We start from the raw sequence: 18,904 nt of genomic DNA on the forward strand, positions 1-18,904 counted from the left end.
CTAGAATAGGACAAACTAGACGACCGCTCCAAAGGAGAAAACCGCATCATTAAAATCGTAGTCACTTACCCCCACACCCGCAGGTAAATCTTCAAAACCAAAGGTATTATTCCCAAAACTTCTTAAATGAGCCGCACCGTCCGGGTTAGCTACCCCAAAGCTAAAATAGGCTACAGGTAAAGTCGTGTAATTTTGCGCGGTAGCCGGACTATTATTAGGGTTCGCAGCAAAGAAAGCATTAATCGCTGCTTGGAGATTACCGGAGAAGTTACCACCATTGGCAATTACAAAGGGAGAATAGATTTTACCACCATTGACAATGACATCACTCGCAGCACCACTACTTGAACCCCCTACCCGCACAATAAAGTTATCTACTACCTTACTCAAAGCGGCTTTCGCATAACCGATTTCCCCGGGTTTAATGCCATTTACAGACCCCGTTACATCATCCACCTCATAGAGACCGAACAGATTATTAAAAGCTGCGGTGGTCTGATTTAGGGCATTTTGCAGGGAGTTTTTGACAAGGGATGGGTTGTAGTTATTAGGAAATTCGTAGCCCAATTTATCAACAATACCAGTTAATGTACCTGCTTCCTTGGGAATCAGTTTATCAACAGGAGCAATTGAGATTAGCTGAGTTGGTGCTACTGTAGCAGTTGTAGCTTTACCCGTAACCGTTACCCTAACATCAGCACTTGCGGAAAGACTACCATCAGAGACAGTGTAACTAAAGACATCATTGCCCAAATAATTGCCATCTAACAGCGTATAGGTCAAATTATTGCCATTGATCTCAACTTTGCCATATTTACCGTCGGTTTTGCCGGTGAGCTTTAAACTATCTCCTTCAGGGTCACTATCATTGTTTAAAGGGTTGATAGTTCCCGCACTTCCTTGACTGACAGATAATTGATCATTTTGTGCAACGGGAGGATCATTTACCGGAGTCAGATTGATTGTGATGGTAGCAGGATCAGATTCTGCTTTTGGAGTACCATTATCAATCGCTGCTACTGTCAATGTGGCAACATTACCATTAGCATTAAGAACGGGATTATATCGCAGATTAGCTAGGTCATCAACTGATATCTCTTGATTGACAGTCACTTGTTGACCATCAACAAAAGTCAGGCTTCCAGCGGTTGGTAAACTTATTACCTTAATTGCCATTAAATCATTATTGTCTTCGTCTTGGTATTTACCCTTGTCTTTGAAGTCTCCAATACCAAAACTAATTATTTGATCTTCTTGTCCATTTTGGGTGAAGCTTTGCAGATTTGGTTTTTTGTTGGGTGCAGCGTCATCATTATTAATTGTTCCTTTCGCTGTAGCGTTGGTGGAACTAACAACTGCACCATTATTAGGATTACTCAAACTGACAGTAAAAGTCTCATTGCCTTCAAATAGGGTATCTTGAGTTGTTTGGACAGTAAAGGTTGTAGTAGTCTCTCCAGGTGCAAAAGTTAAAGTCTCCGTTTTTGCCGTCAAGTCACTGGTACTAGCTGTATCATCTGTCGCAATAGAAGTGGCTACAGTCACACTTTGGTTAGCTTGAGCATCACCTGTACGAGTGATAGTGAAATTTACCTCACTTCCTTCCGTTGCGGAAGCAGCAGCAATACTAAATACGGGTGCAGTATCATCATTATTAATTGTTCCTTTCGCTGTAGCGTTGGTGGAACTAACAACTGCACCGTTATTAGGATTACTCAAACTGACAGTGAAAGTCTCATTGCCTTCAAATAGGCTATCTTGAGTTGTTTGGACAGTAAAGGTTTTGCTAGTTTCACCTGTGGCAAATGTGAGAGTTTGAGTATTTGTAGTTAAATCACTGGCACTAGCTGTATCATCTGTCGCAATAGAAGTGGCTACAGTCACACTTTGGTTAGCTTGAGCATCACCTGTACGAGTGATAGTGAAATTTACCTCACTTCCTTCCGTTGCGGAAGCAGCAGCAATACTAAATACGGGTGCAGTATCATCATTATTAATTGTTCCTTTCGCTGTAGCGTTGGTGGAACTAATGATTGCACCATTGGTAGCATTGCTTAAACTAGCAGTAAAAGTTTCTTGGTCTTCAAATAGGGCATCTGGAGTTGTTTGGACAGCAAAGATTTTAGTAGTTTCTCCCTGTGCAAAAGTCAGAGTTTCCGTTTTTGCAGTCAAGTCGGTATCACTGGCTGTATCACCTGTAGCAATAGAGGTAACTACAGTCACACTTTGTTGAGCCTGGGCATCTCCTGTTCGAGTTACAGTAAAGTTGATAGCATTTCCTTCTGATGCCTCAGCGGTAGCAATGCTAAATATGGGGGCTGGATCATCATTAGTAATAGTTCCTTGGGCTGTGGCGTTTGTAGAACTAATGATTGATACATTTGTAGGATTACTTAAACTGACAGTAAATGTCTCATTTCCTTCAAACAGGACATCTGGAGTTGTTTGGACAGAAAAGGTTGTAGTAGTCTCTCCCGGTGCAAAAGTCAAAGTTGCTGTTTTTGCAGTCAAGTCAGTATCACTGGCTGTATCACCTGTAGCAATAGAGGTAGTTACAGTTACACTTTGTGAAGATGAATTATTTCCTGTCCGAGTGACAGTGAAAATTATGATATTTCCTTCTGTTGCTGAAGCTGAGGTGATAGCAAACTGTGGTAATTCATAATTCTTCAGAATAGCTAAGGGATTACTATTCGCACTAATTAAGGTGTAATCTCCCTGGGGTGAAAGTGTAAGTTGATTTATGTCCTTAAACCCATCAACATTAACGTTTAATAAATCTTGTGCTGGATTAAAATCGGTAATTATGTTGGGACTTTGCAGATATGCAGCATTAGCTAACCAAAAGGTATCTTGACCATCACCACCTGTTAAGGTGTTACCACCAAGACCGGAGTAAATTATATCATTACCAGCATCACTAAATACTTTGTCATTCTGATCAGGGAATATTTGATCATTGCCTTCACCACCTGATAAAATATTATTACCTTGACCATCGGAGAATATTTGATCATTGCCTTCACCACCTAAAGCCGTATCATTTTCCTTAGCAAAGATTTCATCATCACCTTCACCACCATCTAGGATATTGTCACCTGTTCCTGTGACACCATCAATGGAGTCATTACCTGCTAAACCCAGGAGAGTATAACCGCTGGCAGATGCTAATAATACATCGTTTCCAGAAGTACCACTAATAGTAACAGGTAGATTATTAGGTAGTTCAATAATGCCTAATTTTTCAGGAATTGTTGTTCCTGCGACATTAAAATCATTATCATTAATCACAGCCAGAATATTGGGTGCTACTAATGCCAAACCTTCTAATTTTTCAACTCCGGTGTAACCTACTTGCGCTGCATTAACTATTAAAGTTTTGTTAGCAGCAATAATTCCAGCGGTAGTTAATTCAGCCGCGCTTAATTGTTCAATAGTCTTACCACTTGGCAAAGTAAAGTTAGCAGGATTATTGATATTAGTCGCTGTTGCTAAATCTATTTGATAGATAAGTTTATTGGAAGTATTATCACTTCTATCATCTCGTTCTACAACGGCAAATTTACCATTACCCAAGGCAACAGCATCACCAATTTTATCAGTTTTGGCATTACCACTGCCTGTAATATCATCCAAGAGATAGAGATATTCACCAGTTACCTGTTTAGAAACTATGTCAAATTCCAGAATTCGCAAATTGCGGGAATTTCTGGAAGTTGTATCAGTGCCATTATCGGGATTATCAATTGCACTTTGAATAAAAGCATATAGTTTGTTACCTTCTAATGCTATTGCTTCAAAGCCCCGATTTGCCCGTCTTTGGGCATAAACTGCTGGTAATACCTCAGTTCCAAAAGTTCCTGCGGGTTGATCTGGTTCTGTTGCTATTGCTGTTCCTTGGGGAACAAAACGATCAAGTAATTTCCCATTGACATCGAAATGGTAAATTGCGGGACGATATTCATCTACCAGCCAATAGTCGCCATTTTTCGCAATGACGATACCTTCAACATCAGCCCCTAAAGTATCATTAGGTAAGATTTGACCATTTAAATCAACCCCAATTTCATCAGTGTAAGCTGTTCCAGCAGCCCCAGCTTGGACGTTGGGAAGTCCAGTTAATGGAGTTTTACCATCTTCACGAAATAACCCAGTTCTTTTGGTAATGGTGATTTGATTAGTAGTTTGATTAAGTTCAAAACTGACTATTTCTGGTTGAAAATTGGGTAAGAAAAACGGTCTATTTTGACCTGTGGGTTCACCATTAGGACCACGATCTGTATTAGTAACAAATTTGAGATTGCCATTATCCGCTACACCTTGGAAATACAATCCAGAAAACCCACCCAAAAATATATCTTGTCCGGTGGAAGTTGTGCCTAATTTGGGTAGATTTTGAAATTCATAAGTAGTTAACTTTGGTGGGGAAGCTATTTCATAAAAGCTAACAGTATTACTAACTTCATTAGAAACTGCCAACATGGGACGAGAATTGGGACTATTTTCCGCAGAGATGAATTTTAAACCTTCAGGAGAGACATCACCTTCGGTTCTAATATACTGAACAAATTGAGGTGCAGTGGGGTTACTGAGGTTATAAACCATTACCCCACCACCCGCACGTTCTAAGCCCACAAATCCATAAGGGACATCATCAATCACACCAACGATTACACTTTCCGGTTCAGGTCCTTTATTATCGGAACGAGTATCAAATTCAGTGGCTGAACCATTATTAGCATTAAAGAATGTAGGCGTTTGTTGTTTGAGAATTTGTTCGATTTGGTCGCCACTGTCATATACTAATTTACCCTGATCATCCCAGATTGAGAAAGAACGAGCGCCGTAAGCATAAAGTTGATCAAAGTCTCCGTCTCCGTCGGTATCTCCTAGTTTATTGGTAACGGTTAAACGTCCTAAATTTTCCGGTTTTTTCAACTCAGTAGCATTAGGAAAAGCTGTAGGATCAAGATTTAAACTAGAAACTCTTGCTTCTTCGTTAAATAGTGATCCTTCATTACCAAAAGTACCATTTGCTGTAGGACGAATCCGCGCATCTCCTTCATTTGCGGTGATATAATAGGTCTTATCAGCAATTTGAAAAGAGCTAATTGCATCGGGTTGATACATCCCGAAAATTGGCCAATTTTGAATATTAATTTTACCTCCACCACCAGAAGTACCATTAACATCTCTATCACTAGCATCAAGACCATTTTCTGGTAAATTATGATTTTTAAAACCTAATGGAACAATTTTAGTAATATTAGCAGTAGCAATGTCTAAAACTGCAAAGGCGTTATTTTCTTGTAGGGTAACAAATGCAGTTTTGCCATCGGAAGAAATTGCTATATACTCTGGTTCTAAATCTTGAGCAACGGTGGCATTAAGTCCAAAAAGTCTGACTCCGGCTGATTTTAAAGTTTCTTTTTGCCCATTAAATGTCGTGAAATTTGCAGTTGTAACTTTACTATTATCTAAACTGGCAATATTTCCAGAAACATCAATGATACTAATTGAACCTTCTGGATCAATAGCATAATTTTCACTGGGTTCTCCTTCGTTGGCGACAAGTAATTTGCTACCATCCGCAGTGAAAGTGATCATATCAGGTAAAGCACCTACTGTCACTTCGGAAATTTTAGTGAGAGTTACAGCATCATAAAAAGCAATTTTACCGGGGTCGGTACTTGTATTTGCAGAAATAGCGATCGCCACAATGCTATTTCCAGTTCCTATGTCTTTTCTGACGGCTACACTTTGAATTCCTGCACCTAAGCTAGAAAGATCAATGTTAGTAACTTGAGTGGGGTTATTTGCATCAGAAACATCTACTACTTGGAGAACAGGTTTATTTGCAGATTCTCCAGTCACAAAAATGCGTTGAGATATGGGGTCAAAATCAGAAATTTCTGCGCCGCTTAATTTGATAGTACCGACATGGTTAAGTTGAATTGAATTCATAATTTTTATATTGGCAATTAGAGGTTTGTTGTTACTTAGTCCGCAATGGGTATTTTAGTCTTTTTGAGCTTTAAAAAAATCGGTAAATTCCTGACTATAAAGAGAATTTATCTCAGTTTATTTAAGGAATAAATAATTAAAGGTTAAGGAGAAATTAAAAAAATTAGAATAACAGCTTAGTGTTAACCCTATCTATGTTTAACTAAATAGCCTTTGTTTTCTAACTTTCAGTAATTTTTGTCCTATTAATTTAATCCTATTCCCGCCACCTATTATATCTGAATGTGTAACGCTTACGAGACTCAAAGAAACAGCACTCTGTAGGAATCGCTAAAAATTCAGGAAATTTAGTGTTAAACCGCGTTTACTTTGAAACCCATAGTTTTTTCTTAATTGGGTTTTATTCCCAAATCCTATACTCTTCCCCGTTCCCTGTTCCCTTTTGAAAAACTCCAGTTTTCAACTTGGACGAGGTTTAAGGGAACACCAAAAAATAAATTACCCAATTTTGTGGGATGGGCATCCTGCCCGTCCTTGATGATTAGCGGGCAAGACTTGTACTGAGCTTGTCGATAGCGCAGCGTGGCGTTAGCCATAGTATGCCCGCACTACAAGAAATTTTTGGGGATTTTATTTCTTGGAAGTCCCTAATACTGAATTAGGCAAGCAATTATTTATGATATTCCCGAAAATGCTAATGTATGACATTTAACAATGCGGCACCTGAGTTTAATAATATGTACTGAATAAAAATGACGATAAAGTTTGGCAGTCCTTATGCGACACAGTAGGATGGAGGAAAGACGGAAAGTGGTTGTATTATAAAGATATTAGTTTTGACAAAACAACAACTAAACAAAACTCAAAGCACACATCCCTGTAGCATTTGGATATGAGGGGGGTGGAAGTCTTCTCTCGTCTACATACTTGTATATCATCAGCGCATTAAGGAAAATTTTCCCATGCTTGGGCAACCAACTGACTTAACCAGCGCCTTTGTTGCCTATCTAACATTTTATCATCCGCTAATACCTGGGTAGTTAATTGATCTAAAGACTGACCCTGAGCGCGAACTACTCTAATTACACCAGCAATTACCGCAGCCACTAATTCTTCATCAACTGGCTGTTTTCTTAATGCAGATATTTCTTGGGGACTGTCTGGGATAGGATAATTCATGGTATGGGTTTAGGAAATTTACAACATGAACAATAAAATTGATAAATGATTAAAATTCTTTATGGAATCTTTATGAAGTTAATTAGCGCAGAGTTTAACCTAGTTTCTGCCTTTTTTTAATCTGTCTGAGTGAGTAGATTCGTTATGAGATATCAGAACAATATGCAAGAACTTCTTTATTTAGAAATTCCTACACCCGATACAGTATCCGTCAGCAAATGGCTACAAACAGATTTCGTTGTCGAAAATAGTCAAAAATTCATCACTCCAGATGGGTTTCGGCTGGGAAGTGCGGCTAAAAGTACCATTGCCAATAGCGTAGAACTATCTGTATTTGTGTGGTCGGTGCAGCGGACAACTTACCTAAAAGTATTCCGTTGGGGAGATAAACCTTTTCCCCAGGAGAGACGCATTCTCCAATCTCTAACGCGGAAAATTAGAAGTCGCTTTCCCAATTGCTACCCAGAACCACCTGTCATTGATCCCCAAAAATCAATTTTCGCAGAGTTAGAACCCTATTATCCTCTAACTGTCAAGTATTTTCAGAAAATGCCTAATGGAGAATATGACCTCAAGCGCGCTTACTGGTGGGAGCAAAGGTGGCGAGAAGGGGTAAGAAATCCTCAAAAGCCTCGTCAAGTAGTATTTTATCAAGGGAATAGTCAGGAAATATCACCTATCCTCTCCCCTGCTGCTAGTCCTCAGTATGACCTCATTTATATTGGTGGTGCTTTGGGGTCAATTCATGCCGCAGTCATGGCTAAATTGGGCTATAAGGTGCTGTTGGTGGAAAGATTACCTTTTGGTAAAATGAACCGAGAATGGAATATTTCCCGTGATGAAATCCAAAGTTTAATAAATTTGGGTTTGCTCACCAATGCTGAATTAGCAGAAATTATTTCTAGGGAATATAAAGACGGTTTTAATAAGTTTTTTGATGGTAATAATCCCTCTAATTTGAAATCCTCTGTTCTCCATACTCCCACAGTCCTAAATATAGCTTTAGATTCAGAAAGGTTACTGGCATTATGTGGGCAAAAACTTCAAGCTGCTGGTGGTGATATTTGGGATGAAACGGAGTTTTCCCAAGTGAATATTAGTCCTACACAAGTTACGATTAACGTTAAACATTTGCCTACTGGTAATGAACAGCAGGTGAGTGGACGTTTATTGATAGACGCAATGGGAACGGCTTCACCAATTGCTTGGCAATTAAATGGTGGTAGGGCTTTTGATAGTGTGTGTCCAACGGTGGGAGCAGTGATTGAAAAGGGCTTTGAGCCTGGGGTTTGGGATTCTGAATATGGGGATGTTCTTTACAGTCATGGGGATATTTCGAGAGGTAGACAGTTAATTTGGGAGTTGTTTCCTGGTGTTGGTGAAGAATTAACAATTTACCTATTTCACTATCATGAAGTAAATGAAGAAAATCCTGGTTCTTTGTTGGAAATGTATGAGGACTTTTTCACAATTTTGCCAGAATATCGGCGTTGTGATCTAGATAAATTAGTCTGGAGGAAACCAACTTTTGGCTATATCCCAGGACATTTTAGCGCAGATAGTAGCGATCGCACAATTGCAGTTGATAGATTAATTGCCATTGGTGATGCTGCTTCTTTGCAATCTCCGCTAGTTTTTACTGGTTTTGGTTCTTTAGTCCGCAATTTAGACCGATTAACTACTCTGTTAAATATTGCCCTTAAACATGATTTATTGAGTCAGCAGCACTTAAATAAAATTCGAGCTTACCAAAGCAATGTGGCTGTAATGTGGTTGTTTTCTAAGGGAATGATGGTTCCCACGGGCAAATTTATCGCCCCCCAAATGATAAATTCGATGCTGAATACTTTCTTTGGCTTATTAACAGATGAAACCCCAGAAGTAACTGATAATTTCATTAAAGACCGTTGTGATTGGTTCACTTTTAACCGTCTAGCTTTGAAAGCAGCTATGAAAAATCCGGCTTTATTATTGTGGATTTGGCAATTAGCTGGTTGGCGAGATTTATTACGTTGGGTTGGGAATTATGTCAGCTTTGCTCGTCATGCTTTCATCAGTGTTATTTTGGGGATATGGTTGCCGCAATTTTTGAAATGGAATCAATCTTGGTTAGAAAATCGCTTTCCAGGATTATGGTTACAATTGTTAGTAATTAACTATGCAATTACTACAGGTAGACCACGATTACCGCCGGCATTGCGTTAGTTTCATATATTATCAAGGAATTGGGGATTTTGGAGTCCTAAAACTTCTAAAATCCTTAATTTCATAACTTATTCGGTTTCAACTCCACTCTATCCCTCTTCTATGAACCGTAGATACAAAAAACGTTTGCAAACGTTCATCAGCTTCAGCCTATTTACCACCGTTCTCATCCCTTATGCCGTCACCGCTACCCCTCCACGTATCCCAGATAAAATCGTTAACTGTGAGCTTCTCGTTGTGGGTGGTGGACTCTCAGGAGTCGCTACAGCTTATGAAGGTTTACTTGCAGGACGCACAGTTTGTTTAACAGAAATAACCGACTGGTTAGGGGGACAAATTTCTGCTCAAGGAACATCTGCATTAGACGAAAGACCAACTCAACGAGATAAACAATTCTATTCTCGCGGTTATTCCGAATTAAGAAACCGCATTGAGCGCAAATATGGCAAACTTAATCCTGGAGATTGTTGGGTAAGTGATTCCTGCTTTCTGCCTCGTGATGCCCACAATATCATGACACAAATGCTCGAAGATGCGGAAAAAAAAGGTAAAGGAAAATTACAATGGTTTCCCAATACGGTAATTAAAGATCTACAAATTAGCAAAGATGGCAAAATTATTAATAACGCCATAGCAATTCAACATCAACCAGCAAAAAATCAACCACCTTTAAATACTAATACCTTATCTCAAACCATTGAAGATGCTTATAGTTATAAAAACTCATCTCGTTTGAGTAAAACTATTATTCAGTTTCTCCCCAAACAATCTCAAAATAACCCAGGAAAATGGTACATTATAGACGCAAGTGAAACCGGGGAAATTATCGCTTTAGCAGATGTTCCCTATCGGCTAGGAATTGATGCCCGTTCCTATCTTGAACCTTCATCTTCTAGCACTACAAATGATCCTTACTGTACCCAAGGTTTCACTTATACCTTTGCAATGGAGGCAACAAAAGCAGCGCAGCAACAAACAATGCCCCCATTTTATTTACAATATTCACCATATTTTAGTTATGAATTAAAACGATTAGCAAACTTTGATTTAGTCTTTACCTATCGGCGAATTTGGAGTCCCCAAAAAGGACAACCAACTACATTTAATGGGGTGAAGTTTACTGCACCCACACCAGGGGATATTTCCATGCAAAACTGGACTTGGGGAAATGATTACCGTCCGGGAACAGCCGCAGATAATCTCATTTATACTCGTCAACAATTAGAAAATTCTGGACAGCTAAAACCTGGAGGTTGGCAAGGAGGACTACGCACAGAAACCCTGCGTAAAGCTGAAGAAAAGGCATTTTCTTTTTTTTATTGGTTATATGCAGGAACTACAGATTCTCAACTAGGTAATGGTGTTAAACAACCGCAAACAAATATTCGTTTCTTAACAGGTTTAGATTCGCCAATGGGGACAGTTCATGGGTTATCTAAATACCCCTACATGAGGGAAGGAAGACGGATTATTGGCCGTCCTAGTTGGGGACAACCGGATGGTTTTGGCATTTGGGAAGTTGATATTTCTCGTCGTAATTATAATGATCAATATTATCGAAAAACTCTGCCAGTAAATATGTATCGCAGTTTAAAAGCAACTGTATCAGGTTTAGAAGCAACATCTGTAATTAGGGGGGAAATTTCCCCAGAAAAAGCTATGCGAAGAACTCGTTCCACAATTTACCCCGATGCTGTGGGTATTGGTCATTATGCCATAGATTTTCATCCATGTATGGCAAAAAGTCCAGTAGAAGCACCTGGTAATACTGAACGTGCTGGAGAAAGACGCGGTGCAGGACAAGCTTATCCTTTCCAAATTGCCCTACGGGCAATGATTCCCCAAAAAATTGATAATTTATTGGTAGGAGGAAAAAGTATTGCTACAAGTCATATTGCGGCTGCTGCTTATCGAGTTCATTCCTTTGAATGGTCTTCTGGTGCTGCTGCGGGAACTGTGGCTAGTTTTGCACTCAAACAAGGAATTGCACCCTATCAATTGGTTGATAATTTACCTAAACAAGAACCACAATTACAAATTTTAAGAAAGCTGTTGGAAGCAAATGGGAATCCTACGGCTTTTCCTGATACTTCTATTTTTAACGAAAATTGGGACGATTGGCGGTAGGTAAAAGATCCCCAACTTCTTGGAGAAGTCGGGGATCTAAATAAAGCTTAATCTGGGAGAAATTCAGAATTAAGGGTTTGTTCGCAAGTGTATGGACATATTTCGGGAAATACCTGTTGACCTAATTGAGTTTCTCTCATTGCTAATGCTAAACCTAATTCGTAAGCGGTGAGAAAAACTTCCTCTAAATAAGGTTTTAAACTAGGACTATCTTGTAAAAGTAGTTTGATTTGAATCCGTTGTTCTCGAATCGTACTCAACCAAATACTACTGCGTTTTTCTGCTTGGAATTGCCATTTTAATAGATGTCCTAGCAACACAGCTAATCTATTTCTGAATTCTTGTCTTTCTTTTCTTCCCAAGGTTTCTAATTCTTCAATTAGGTTGACAGTATCTAATGTATCCCATTGTTGAGTTTTGAGTAAATTAACCTGTTCTTGAGTCCAAGCATGAAAGTCGCTTGTATAGAGGAGAAAAGTGTTCATTTTCGCACCTATTATAGGTTTATATATTCTTAGTTCAATTGTATTCTATATCTCATATACGAAGTTATTAAAAGGTAAAATGTTAATTATTTCATAGATATAAATTAATATTTTTACACATTATCGGCTTGTGTCTGACTACTAACTCAGTCAGCAATGGATTAAACTAGTTATTTCTAATGTCAGTTTGTACAACGTCGTTTTTGGCTCATTTTTCTATGGTGACAAGACTTGCAGATGTGTACAGTATGGCTTCAGCACCGACTGTGACACCTGACCGAGTTAATCAAGTGACTCGGAAAACCTATCCTAATTACAAGGTAATTGTATTGAATGATGATTTCAATACTTTCCAGCACGTAGCTGAGTGTTTAATGAAGTATATTCCGGGAATGTCGGGGGATCTCGCTTGGGATCTCACTAATCAAGTCCACCATGAAGGACAAGCAATTGTCTGGACAGGTCCCCAAGAACAAGCGGAATTATACCACCAACAACTCCGTCGGGCTGGGTTGACAATGGCTCCCCTGGAAGCAGCCTAATCATTATGTCTAAACCCACCGATGGTAGGCTAGTTTGGAATCACTCTACCCATATTCCCGGTCTAATTCCTATTTTAGAACGTTTGTGTCGAGAGGATGGTATTGGGACGGTGACACCTGCGGTGATTGGTAGAGCTAGAGGTCATGCACCAAAAATGCAGTTGCGTGTGTCTGTACCCATTCGCGGTGGTTATAAAATCATTGCTCGTCAAGGCAAAACTGTGCAAGAGGTATTTATCCTCACAACTTTACTCCAGGAACAACTCGAAGGTGCGATTCCTACGGAGCGCTTCGCTATCGCTATTGCTATGAGAATTGCCTAAATTATGAATTTACAATGGCAAGGTTGGAGCTAAATATAGTTCTAACCTTGACTTTTGATTATTCTTCAATTTTATGAACTGCAAATTTATGTAACGGCAAACTCAAGATACAAGAAAATGTTAAGAAATATGACAAAGCTGTAGTAATTCTCAAAGTTATAATTACAGCTTCCCAATTGAATAAAAATACTTTTTCCATCCCAAAGGCGATGCAATATACTAACCAGTAAGCAAAGCTCATTGTTAAAAGACTTTGTTCTGTTTCTTGAAAATCATCTATTGCTTGATTATGATCCTTCAATAACCATAGACCAACTATACAAGCGACGGAGGAAATAGCAACTACAAACTCATGGCAACATAAATTTACCGTAGGCATTTGTCCTAGTCTCCATTTTCAATGTTTTGATATTCCTATGGAAACCTAGTCTAAAGGAATATGCCTCAGAGTTATCCAAAATAGTTACAAAGCGCAATTCCTCAACAACTTTCTTCACATACAGCAGATTTCGCTCTAATGAGATACAAACTTGAATTATGAAACTCTTGTAGTGCGGGCATCTTGCCCGCTATATATGTACCTCACAAAACCGGAAAGTGCTGTATCCCAATACTCACCTCGGAAATAGGCTATTGACTTTGTGTATTTTTGAGTGATATTTTTCATACAATGCTAACTATTTTGACAGGAATGACTGATAATCAAGGATAGTCAATCTTTTGCTAGTTCTAGTTCCATAGGTAATTCTGGTGGTAAAGGAATAGTAGCACCATCATAGAAAACAGCAGCTTTACCTTCACTTCTAGTCTCATTAACAGCGGCTTTCAGCTATTTTAATAAAATGCCAGGAACGAGACTTGAACTCGTGACACGAGGATTTTCAGTCCTCTGCTCTACCAACTGAGCTATCCCGGCAGGGGGCTTTTTCTTCACCACCGATATTGAATTTAGCATAGAAAAAAAGATAAGTCAAGGGGTTATTTAAAATAATTTTAGCTAACCTTCATTGTCAACTTCACCCAGGTAAACACAGTCACAAATACCAGAAACTGCACAAAAACAATACTCGGACCAGAAGCTAGATTAAATAACCCAGAAACCATCATTCCTGCGATACTACTGCTACAGCCGACAACCACCGATAGAATCAGAAAGCGGCTGAAATGGTGACTCATAAGTTTGGCTGTAGCAGCCGGAATTACCAAAAACGCATTTACTAATAACACACCAACGGCTTTAATCGCCACAGCTACAGCGAGGGAAAGCAAAACAACGAATCCATAACGATATAATTGCACAGGCACGCCTTGGACTTGAGCAACATCGGGATTAAGAGTTAATAAAATCTGTTGTGGCAGAGTTGATAATAAAAAAACGCTACTACCAACAAGTACCAATAGCGTCAAAATTAAATCTGTGTTATCTATAGCCAAAATATCGCCAAATAGTACCCCCATTAAGTTACCGCGATATCCTTTAATAAAACTGGTGAGAATTACACCAATTGCTAACGCCCCAGATAGCACTATACTGAGAACGCTATCACTAGCCAAATCAGTCTTATCAATTAGGTAGAGAACAACAACCCCAAAAATTAAAGTAAAAGGGAGTAACATCCAAGTAGGATTAGTGTTGAGTAACACCCCTAATGCCACACCTACCAGGGCTGCATGACCAACGGCATGACTAAAAAAGGATAATTGTCGTAAAGTAACAAAACTACCCAATAAACCGCCTAAAATGCCCATTAACACAGCACCCATAATGGCACGCTGCATAAAGGGAAATTGTAATAAATTCAGCAAATCATGATAGTTAATGGTCATATAAGAGGAGTCAGGAGTCAGGAGTCAGGAGTCAGGAGTCAGGAGTCAGGAGTCAGGAGTTCAGGAGTCAGGAGTCAGGAGTTCAGGAGGAAGAAGAAAGAAGAAAGAACAAAGAACAAAGAAGAAAGAACAAAGAACAAAGAACAAAGAACAAAGAACAAAGAAGAAAGAAGAAAGAAGAAAGAACAAAGAACAAAGAAGAAAGAAGAAAGAAGGAAGAAGAATAGTTTATTACCAATTACCAATTACCAATTACCAATTACCAATTCCCTAATGATGATGTTCATAGCGACTAAAACCTGGTCCATAAGTAGCTAAAAGATTTTGTGGGGAAAGGGCTATTTCCGGTTTACCAGAACAGACAAGAGTTTGATTTAGACAGATGACGCGATCGCAATGACGGCTTACCATATCAATATCGTGGGATACTTGCAACACTGTCCAATTCTCTTCTCGTTTTAATTCATTTAACAAAGCATAAAAATCCGTTGTTCCTTGGACATCTACCCCGGCAAAAGCTTCATCCAATACTAACAATTTTCGCCGTGTTACCAAACAATAAGCTAATAATACCCGTTTGAGTTGACCACCGCTCAGAGTGCCAATAGCCTGATTTCGCAAGCGATAAGCATCAGTACGGTGTAAAGCTGCGGTGACTGCTGCTGATGTTTCCCGGTTTTGTTGCCAAAATTTTGAGAAAAATGAATGTTTTCTATTCCCTATTCCTAAAGCCACCAATTCACTAACTGAAATTGGAAAACTGCGATCAAAAATAAAGTTTTGTGGCATATATCCCAACTGATTCTGCAAATTTCCTAGTCTGGAAATGGGGCGACCAAAAACTTCAATTGTTCCCGTACTTCGAGGAATTAAATCTAAAATAGCTTTGATTAAGGTACTTTTCCCAGCCCCATTTGGACCAACTATAGCTGTATCTGTTCCTGCTAATAATTCAAAGGAAACATCTCGCACAGCTAAATAACTACTTTGGTAGACTGTTAACCCAGAAACTTTTAATATTGGTAATGTAAATTCTGCTTGTTCGTCAGTCATGGAATTTAGGATTTGAGATGCCAATAATTTATCGTGATAGATGGGAAATAATGAGATTTTTAATATTCCTGCTACTTGCATCCAGCGGCTAAACTCTCCAAATTGGTTTTCATTGCCTTAAAATAATACTCTGGATTGGTATCACCCGTTTCTAAAGAATCCAAAGTCCGCACAGTTAACCCCAAATCCTGGGAAATGCTGGTGAGTAATTTGTTATCTAACCCTGGTTCGCTAAATAGGGCTTTAACTTGGTATTTTTTGACTGTATTCACCACTTTTTGCACGTCTGTTGGGGAAAGTTGCTTTTCAGGAATTTCTACTACTGCTAATTGTTTAATGTTATAACGTTTGGCAAGATAGGGAAAAGCATCATGAAAGGTGATAAAGGTGCAGTTTGGTGTTTGTTTAATAGTCTGCTGAAATTCATTATTTAAATTATCTAATTTCTGAACATAAGCCGCTGCATTGGTCTGATAGTTGGCTTTATTGACCGGATCTGCGATAATTAAACCATCTCGAATATTGATGATTTGCTGTTTTGCTAAAACTGGATCTAGCCAAACATGAGGATTTCCAAATTGGTGTTCGTGATCATGATCATGTTCTCCTGTTGGTGTTTTATCTATGGGGGAAATTTTATTAATAGCTTGAATACCTTTACTAGCATCAATTTCCACTAATTGGGAATTTCCGGCATTTTTAATTGTATCTGCCAAAAACTCCTCTAAGCCTAAACCATTTTTGACTAATATCTTCGCTGTAGCGATCGCTTTTACATTAGTCGGTGTCCCTTGATATTCGTGTATCTCTGTACCAGGCTTAACTAAAATCTCTACATCTGCTACATCTCCAGTTACCGCTTTAGTAAACAAATAAACTGGTAAAAATGTGGTAACTACCTTAGTTTTTGGTGATTTTTGGACTGGGGCTGGTTCTGTTTTTACAACCTCCCTACTGTTAGGATTATTACATCCATAAACTGCTGACAAAATTATTAAGGTAATCAGAGGTAAGAAATTTCTGGTTTTTCTATCTATTTTAACTTCTCTAGAACTTCTCATGGTTTGAGGTTGACAATAAAACTTCATTGGCATTATATCTTATAATGAGATCCATTCTCATATAAGTCATCAAAAAATACTACCGTATCAAGAATTACAAACTATTTGGGAATTTCGGGTAATACTGCTGTATACTGAGAATATTTCCAGTTCATAAAGATTTCTTAACTTTTTATTGTGATCAACTTAACTTAGGACTGTAGTATATTAAAAATCACTATTAATAGCTGTACTAACTCAAGTGTAGCATTATCAACTTTAAACACGGGTGTGAGGAAAAATGCAAAAATTCTGGACTTATCTAATTGCTAGTTCAACAGTTGTGAGTGGCATATTATGTATGAATGTTGTTGCAAGGGCAGAAGCATTACCAGTACCAGCAACTAATTCAGAACAACAAGTTAATAATAGCCAAGAAGAGACAGTATCTCAAGTTACTTCCGTATCTCAGTTATCCGATGTTCAACCTAATGATTGGGCATTTCAGGCTTTACAATCATTGGTAGAACGCTATGGATGTATTGCAGGTTATCCCAACGGGACTTTTCGTGGTAATCGGGCGTTGTCAAGATACGAGTTTGCAGCCGGTTTGAATGCTTGTTTAGATCGAGTCAATGAACTAATTGCTACTGCTACCGCTGATTTGACGACAAAACAAGACTTAGCAACAATCCAAAAATTGCAAGAGCAATTTTCCACAGAATTAGTCACCCTCCGGGGACGTGTAGATACAGTAGAAGCCAAAACTGCTGAGTTAGAAGCTAATCAATTTTCTACCACCACTAAGCTACAAGGGCAGGTTGTGGCAGTTGTTAGTGATGTTTTGAAAAATAAAAAAGTTAATAGTGAGGAAATAACTGATAAAAATACCACTTTAGGCACAAGAACACGGCTAGAATTGGTAAGCAGTTTCACTGGAAAAGATACACTTTTTACCAGAATCCAAAGTAATAATATCAACAACCCTGATATTAAAACCAAAGAAGGCAACTTATTTTTTGCCAATCTTCCTGGTACTACTGGTACTAATGATGTTACCATAGATGCGCTATGGTATGCTTTCCCTCTGGGCAAAAATACCCAAGTCAAACTAATTGCTAATGCTGGTGCAGCGGACGATGTTACCAGTACAGTCAATCTATTTGATGGTGATGGTGCTTTTGGGGCTGTGTCTACTTTTGGGACAAGAAACCCAATTTATGGACAACTGGGTGATAAAGGTATAGCAGTTAACCATCAGTTTGGCGATAAAATAGCCCTCAGTTTAGGCTATTTAAGTAGTACGGCTAATGACCCTACCCCTGGAAATGGCTTGTTTGATGGGAATTATGGTGCTTTAGCGCAGTTAACTGTCAAGCCAAGCGATCGCATTTCTCTTGGTTTAACTTATATCAATTCCTACAATCAACCATTACTCACTGGTAGTAATGCGGCCACATCTGATATCGTTCTTTCCGATGAAAATTTTTCTAGCAATTCCTACGGTGTTCAAGCATCTCTAGGTATTAGCAAGAAGTTTGTTCTTGGTGGTTGGGCTGGTTATACCAATAGTAAGGTTTTGACGACAAAGGGAGAAGTTGATACTTTTAACTATGCTGTTACCCTTGGTTTCCCTGATTTGGGTAAAAAAGGTAATTTGGCTGGTGTCATAGTTGGTATGGAACCAAAAGTCACAAGTTCTAACGTTGTTGGAGTTACGAAAGATCCAAATACCTCTTATCACATTGAGGGATTTTATCAATACAAACTCAGCGACAATATCACCCTTACTCCTGCTGTGATTTGGCTAACAGCCCCAGATCACAATGATAACAATGATAATGTGGTGATTGGTGCTTTAAGAACTACTTTCAGTTTCTAAGTTTTTCAGGTAACAAAAAAACCAGCCCTCCCACAGGCTGGTCAGCGAAAAAACGTTGTTCGAGTTGTCTTCTCAGTAGAGTCAAAACCAAATTGCGCGTTCCCAAAATTCAACGGGCAACTTTTCTTAACAAGATTGTAACAGGCAGTACAATTTTTTCATGAAAATATCTCAAAAAATATCTGTCTTTCGGTGAGTAGCTTTTCTATTCGAGGAAAGATGAGGGAACAGGGGAAGTTGGGGAAGTTGGGGAAGTTGGGGAAGTTGGGGAAGTTGG

The 18,904-nt window shown here is 38.8% G+C and carries 14 protein-coding genes and 1 tRNA gene; 6 read left to right on the top strand and 9 right to left on the bottom strand.

Annotated features, from left to right (window positions below):
* Window positions 1-15: 15 nt before the first annotated feature.
* From FJR06_RS10660 to FJR06_RS10670, 3 genes are all read right to left on the bottom strand, one after another.
* Window positions 16-5,964 (bottom strand): choice-of-anchor I family protein, encoded by a 5,949-nt coding sequence (locus FJR06_RS10660; RefSeq protein WP_168651403.1) that lies wholly within the window; start codon window positions 5,962-5,964, stop codon window positions 16-18.
* A 413-nt stretch (window positions 5,965-6,377) separates the two neighbouring features.
* Complete coding sequence (locus FJR06_RS10665; RefSeq protein WP_015078692.1) at window positions 6,378-6,560, bottom strand: hypothetical protein; 183 nt, start codon at window positions 6,558-6,560, stop codon at window positions 6,378-6,380.
* 349 nt (window positions 6,561-6,909) lie between these two features.
* Window positions 6,910-7,143 carry a hypothetical protein gene (locus tag FJR06_RS10670; RefSeq protein ID WP_015078691.1) on the bottom strand — a complete coding sequence of 78 codons (234 nt, stop codon included), beginning with the start codon at window positions 7,141-7,143 and terminating at the stop codon, window positions 6,910-6,912.
* 162 nt (window positions 7,144-7,305) lie between these two features.
* On the opposite strand from FJR06_RS10670, the gene FJR06_RS10675 reads away from it, so the two are divergent.
* Both FJR06_RS10675 and FJR06_RS10680 read left to right on the top strand, forming a co-directional pair.
* Window positions 7,306-9,348 carry an NAD(P)/FAD-dependent oxidoreductase gene (locus FJR06_RS10675; protein WP_168633754.1) on the top strand — a complete coding sequence of 681 codons (2,043 nt, stop codon included), beginning with the start codon at window positions 7,306-7,308 and terminating at the stop codon, window positions 9,346-9,348.
* A 102-nt stretch (window positions 9,349-9,450) separates the two neighbouring features.
* Complete coding sequence (locus FJR06_RS10680; RefSeq protein ID WP_168651404.1) at window positions 9,451-11,475, top strand: FAD-dependent oxidoreductase; 2,025 nt, start codon at window positions 9,451-9,453, stop codon at window positions 11,473-11,475.
* A 47-nt stretch (window positions 11,476-11,522) separates the two neighbouring features.
* Here the strand turns inward: FJR06_RS10680 and FJR06_RS10685 are convergent, their stop codons facing one another.
* Window positions 11,523-11,960, bottom strand: coding sequence for a DUF29 domain-containing protein (locus tag FJR06_RS10685; RefSeq protein WP_015078688.1), 438 nt, complete (start codon window positions 11,958-11,960; stop codon window positions 11,523-11,525).
* 218 nt (window positions 11,961-12,178) lie between these two features.
* Between FJR06_RS10685 and clpS the strand changes: the two genes are divergently transcribed.
* Complete coding sequence (clpS, locus tag FJR06_RS10690; RefSeq protein WP_148766963.1) at window positions 12,179-12,502, top strand: ATP-dependent Clp protease adapter ClpS; 324 nt, start codon at window positions 12,179-12,181, stop codon at window positions 12,500-12,502.
* A gap of 5 nt (window positions 12,503-12,507) precedes the next feature.
* Window positions 12,508-12,825 carry a DUF2103 domain-containing protein gene (locus FJR06_RS10695; RefSeq protein WP_015078686.1) on the top strand — a complete coding sequence of 106 codons (318 nt, stop codon included), beginning with the start codon at window positions 12,508-12,510 and terminating at the stop codon, window positions 12,823-12,825.
* Window positions 12,826-12,883: 58 nt separating this feature from the next.
* Here FJR06_RS10695 and FJR06_RS10700 read toward each other — a convergent pair whose 3' ends face one another.
* The 3 genes from FJR06_RS10700 to FJR06_RS10710 form a co-directional block, all read right to left on the bottom strand.
* Window positions 12,884-13,204 carry a hypothetical protein gene (locus FJR06_RS10700; protein WP_015078685.1) on the bottom strand — a complete coding sequence of 107 codons (321 nt, stop codon included), beginning with the start codon at window positions 13,202-13,204 and terminating at the stop codon, window positions 12,884-12,886.
* Between the two features lie 464 nt (window positions 13,205-13,668).
* Window positions 13,669-13,741, bottom strand: a tRNA-Phe gene (locus FJR06_RS10705).
* Between the two features lie 77 nt (window positions 13,742-13,818).
* Window positions 13,819-14,652 (bottom strand): metal ABC transporter permease, encoded by an 834-nt coding sequence (locus FJR06_RS10710; protein WP_015078684.1) that lies wholly within the window; start codon window positions 14,650-14,652, stop codon window positions 13,819-13,821.
* On the opposite strand from FJR06_RS10710, the gene FJR06_RS10715 reads away from it, so the two are divergent.
* Window positions 14,635-14,970 carry a hypothetical protein gene (locus FJR06_RS10715; RefSeq protein WP_168651405.1) on the top strand — a complete coding sequence of 112 codons (336 nt, stop codon included), beginning with the start codon at window positions 14,635-14,637 and terminating at the stop codon, window positions 14,968-14,970. The two genes, FJR06_RS10710 and FJR06_RS10715, sit on opposite strands and share 18 nt — an antisense overlap.
* Here FJR06_RS10715 and FJR06_RS10720 read toward each other — a convergent pair.
* Window positions 14,923-15,705 (bottom strand): metal ABC transporter ATP-binding protein, encoded by a 783-nt coding sequence (locus FJR06_RS10720; RefSeq protein WP_041458220.1) that lies wholly within the window; start codon window positions 15,703-15,705, stop codon window positions 14,923-14,925. The two genes, FJR06_RS10715 and FJR06_RS10720, sit on opposite strands and share 48 nt — an antisense overlap.
* Before the next feature lie 71 nt (window positions 15,706-15,776).
* The gene (locus FJR06_RS10725) at window positions 15,777-16,766 is read right to left on the bottom strand and encodes a metal ABC transporter solute-binding protein, Zn/Mn family (protein WP_041458219.1); all 990 of its coding nucleotides are present in this window, start codon (window positions 16,764-16,766) and stop codon (window positions 15,777-15,779) included.
* A 280-nt stretch (window positions 16,767-17,046) separates the two neighbouring features.
* Here FJR06_RS10725 and FJR06_RS10730 point away from each other — a divergent pair, with 280 nt between their 5' ends.
* Window positions 17,047-18,627, top strand: coding sequence for an iron uptake porin (locus FJR06_RS10730; RefSeq protein WP_168651406.1), 1,581 nt, complete (start codon window positions 17,047-17,049; stop codon window positions 18,625-18,627).
* Window positions 18,628-18,904: the final 277 nt, after the last annotated feature.

The sequence above is a fragment of the Dolichospermum sp. UHCC 0352 genome, from assembly GCF_009711925.1.
Lineage (GTDB): Bacteria > Cyanobacteriota > Cyanobacteriia > Cyanobacteriales > Nostocaceae > Dolichospermum > Dolichospermum lemmermannii.

Coding starts and splice junctions, on each gene's coding strand:
- FJR06_RS10660 (WP_168651403.1), bottom strand. CDS start 5,964: ATGAATTCAATTCAACTTAACCATGTCGGTACTATCAAATTAAGCGGC.
- FJR06_RS10665 (WP_015078692.1), bottom strand. CDS start 6,560: ATGGCTAACGCCACGCTGCGCTATCGACAAGCTCAGTACAAGTCTTGC.
- FJR06_RS10670 (WP_015078691.1), bottom strand. CDS start 7,143: ATGAATTATCCTATCCCAGACAGTCCCCAAGAAATATCTGCATTAAGA.
- FJR06_RS10675 (WP_168633754.1), top strand. CDS start 7,306: ATGCAAGAACTTCTTTATTTAGAAATTCCTACACCCGATACAGTATCC.
- FJR06_RS10680 (WP_168651404.1), top strand. CDS start 9,451: ATGAACCGTAGATACAAAAAACGTTTGCAAACGTTCATCAGCTTCAGC.
- FJR06_RS10685 (WP_015078688.1), bottom strand. CDS start 11,960: ATGAACACTTTTCTCCTCTATACAAGCGACTTTCATGCTTGGACTCAA.
- clpS (WP_148766963.1), top strand. CDS start 12,179: ATGGTGACAAGACTTGCAGATGTGTACAGTATGGCTTCAGCACCGACT.
- FJR06_RS10695 (WP_015078686.1), top strand. CDS start 12,508: ATGTCTAAACCCACCGATGGTAGGCTAGTTTGGAATCACTCTACCCAT.
- FJR06_RS10700 (WP_015078685.1), bottom strand. CDS start 13,204: ATGCCTACGGTAAATTTATGTTGCCATGAGTTTGTAGTTGCTATTTCC.
- FJR06_RS10715 (WP_168651405.1), top strand. CDS start 14,635: ATGATAGTTAATGGTCATATAAGAGGAGTCAGGAGTCAGGAGTCAGGA.
- FJR06_RS10710 (WP_015078684.1), bottom strand. CDS start 14,652: ATGACCATTAACTATCATGATTTGCTGAATTTATTACAATTTCCCTTT.
- FJR06_RS10720 (WP_041458220.1), bottom strand. CDS start 15,705: ATGACTGACGAACAAGCAGAATTTACATTACCAATATTAAAAGTTTCT.
- FJR06_RS10725 (WP_041458219.1), bottom strand. CDS start 16,766: ATGAGAAGTTCTAGAGAAGTTAAAATAGATAGAAAAACCAGAAATTTC.
- FJR06_RS10730 (WP_168651406.1), top strand. CDS start 17,047: ATGCAAAAATTCTGGACTTATCTAATTGCTAGTTCAACAGTTGTGAGT.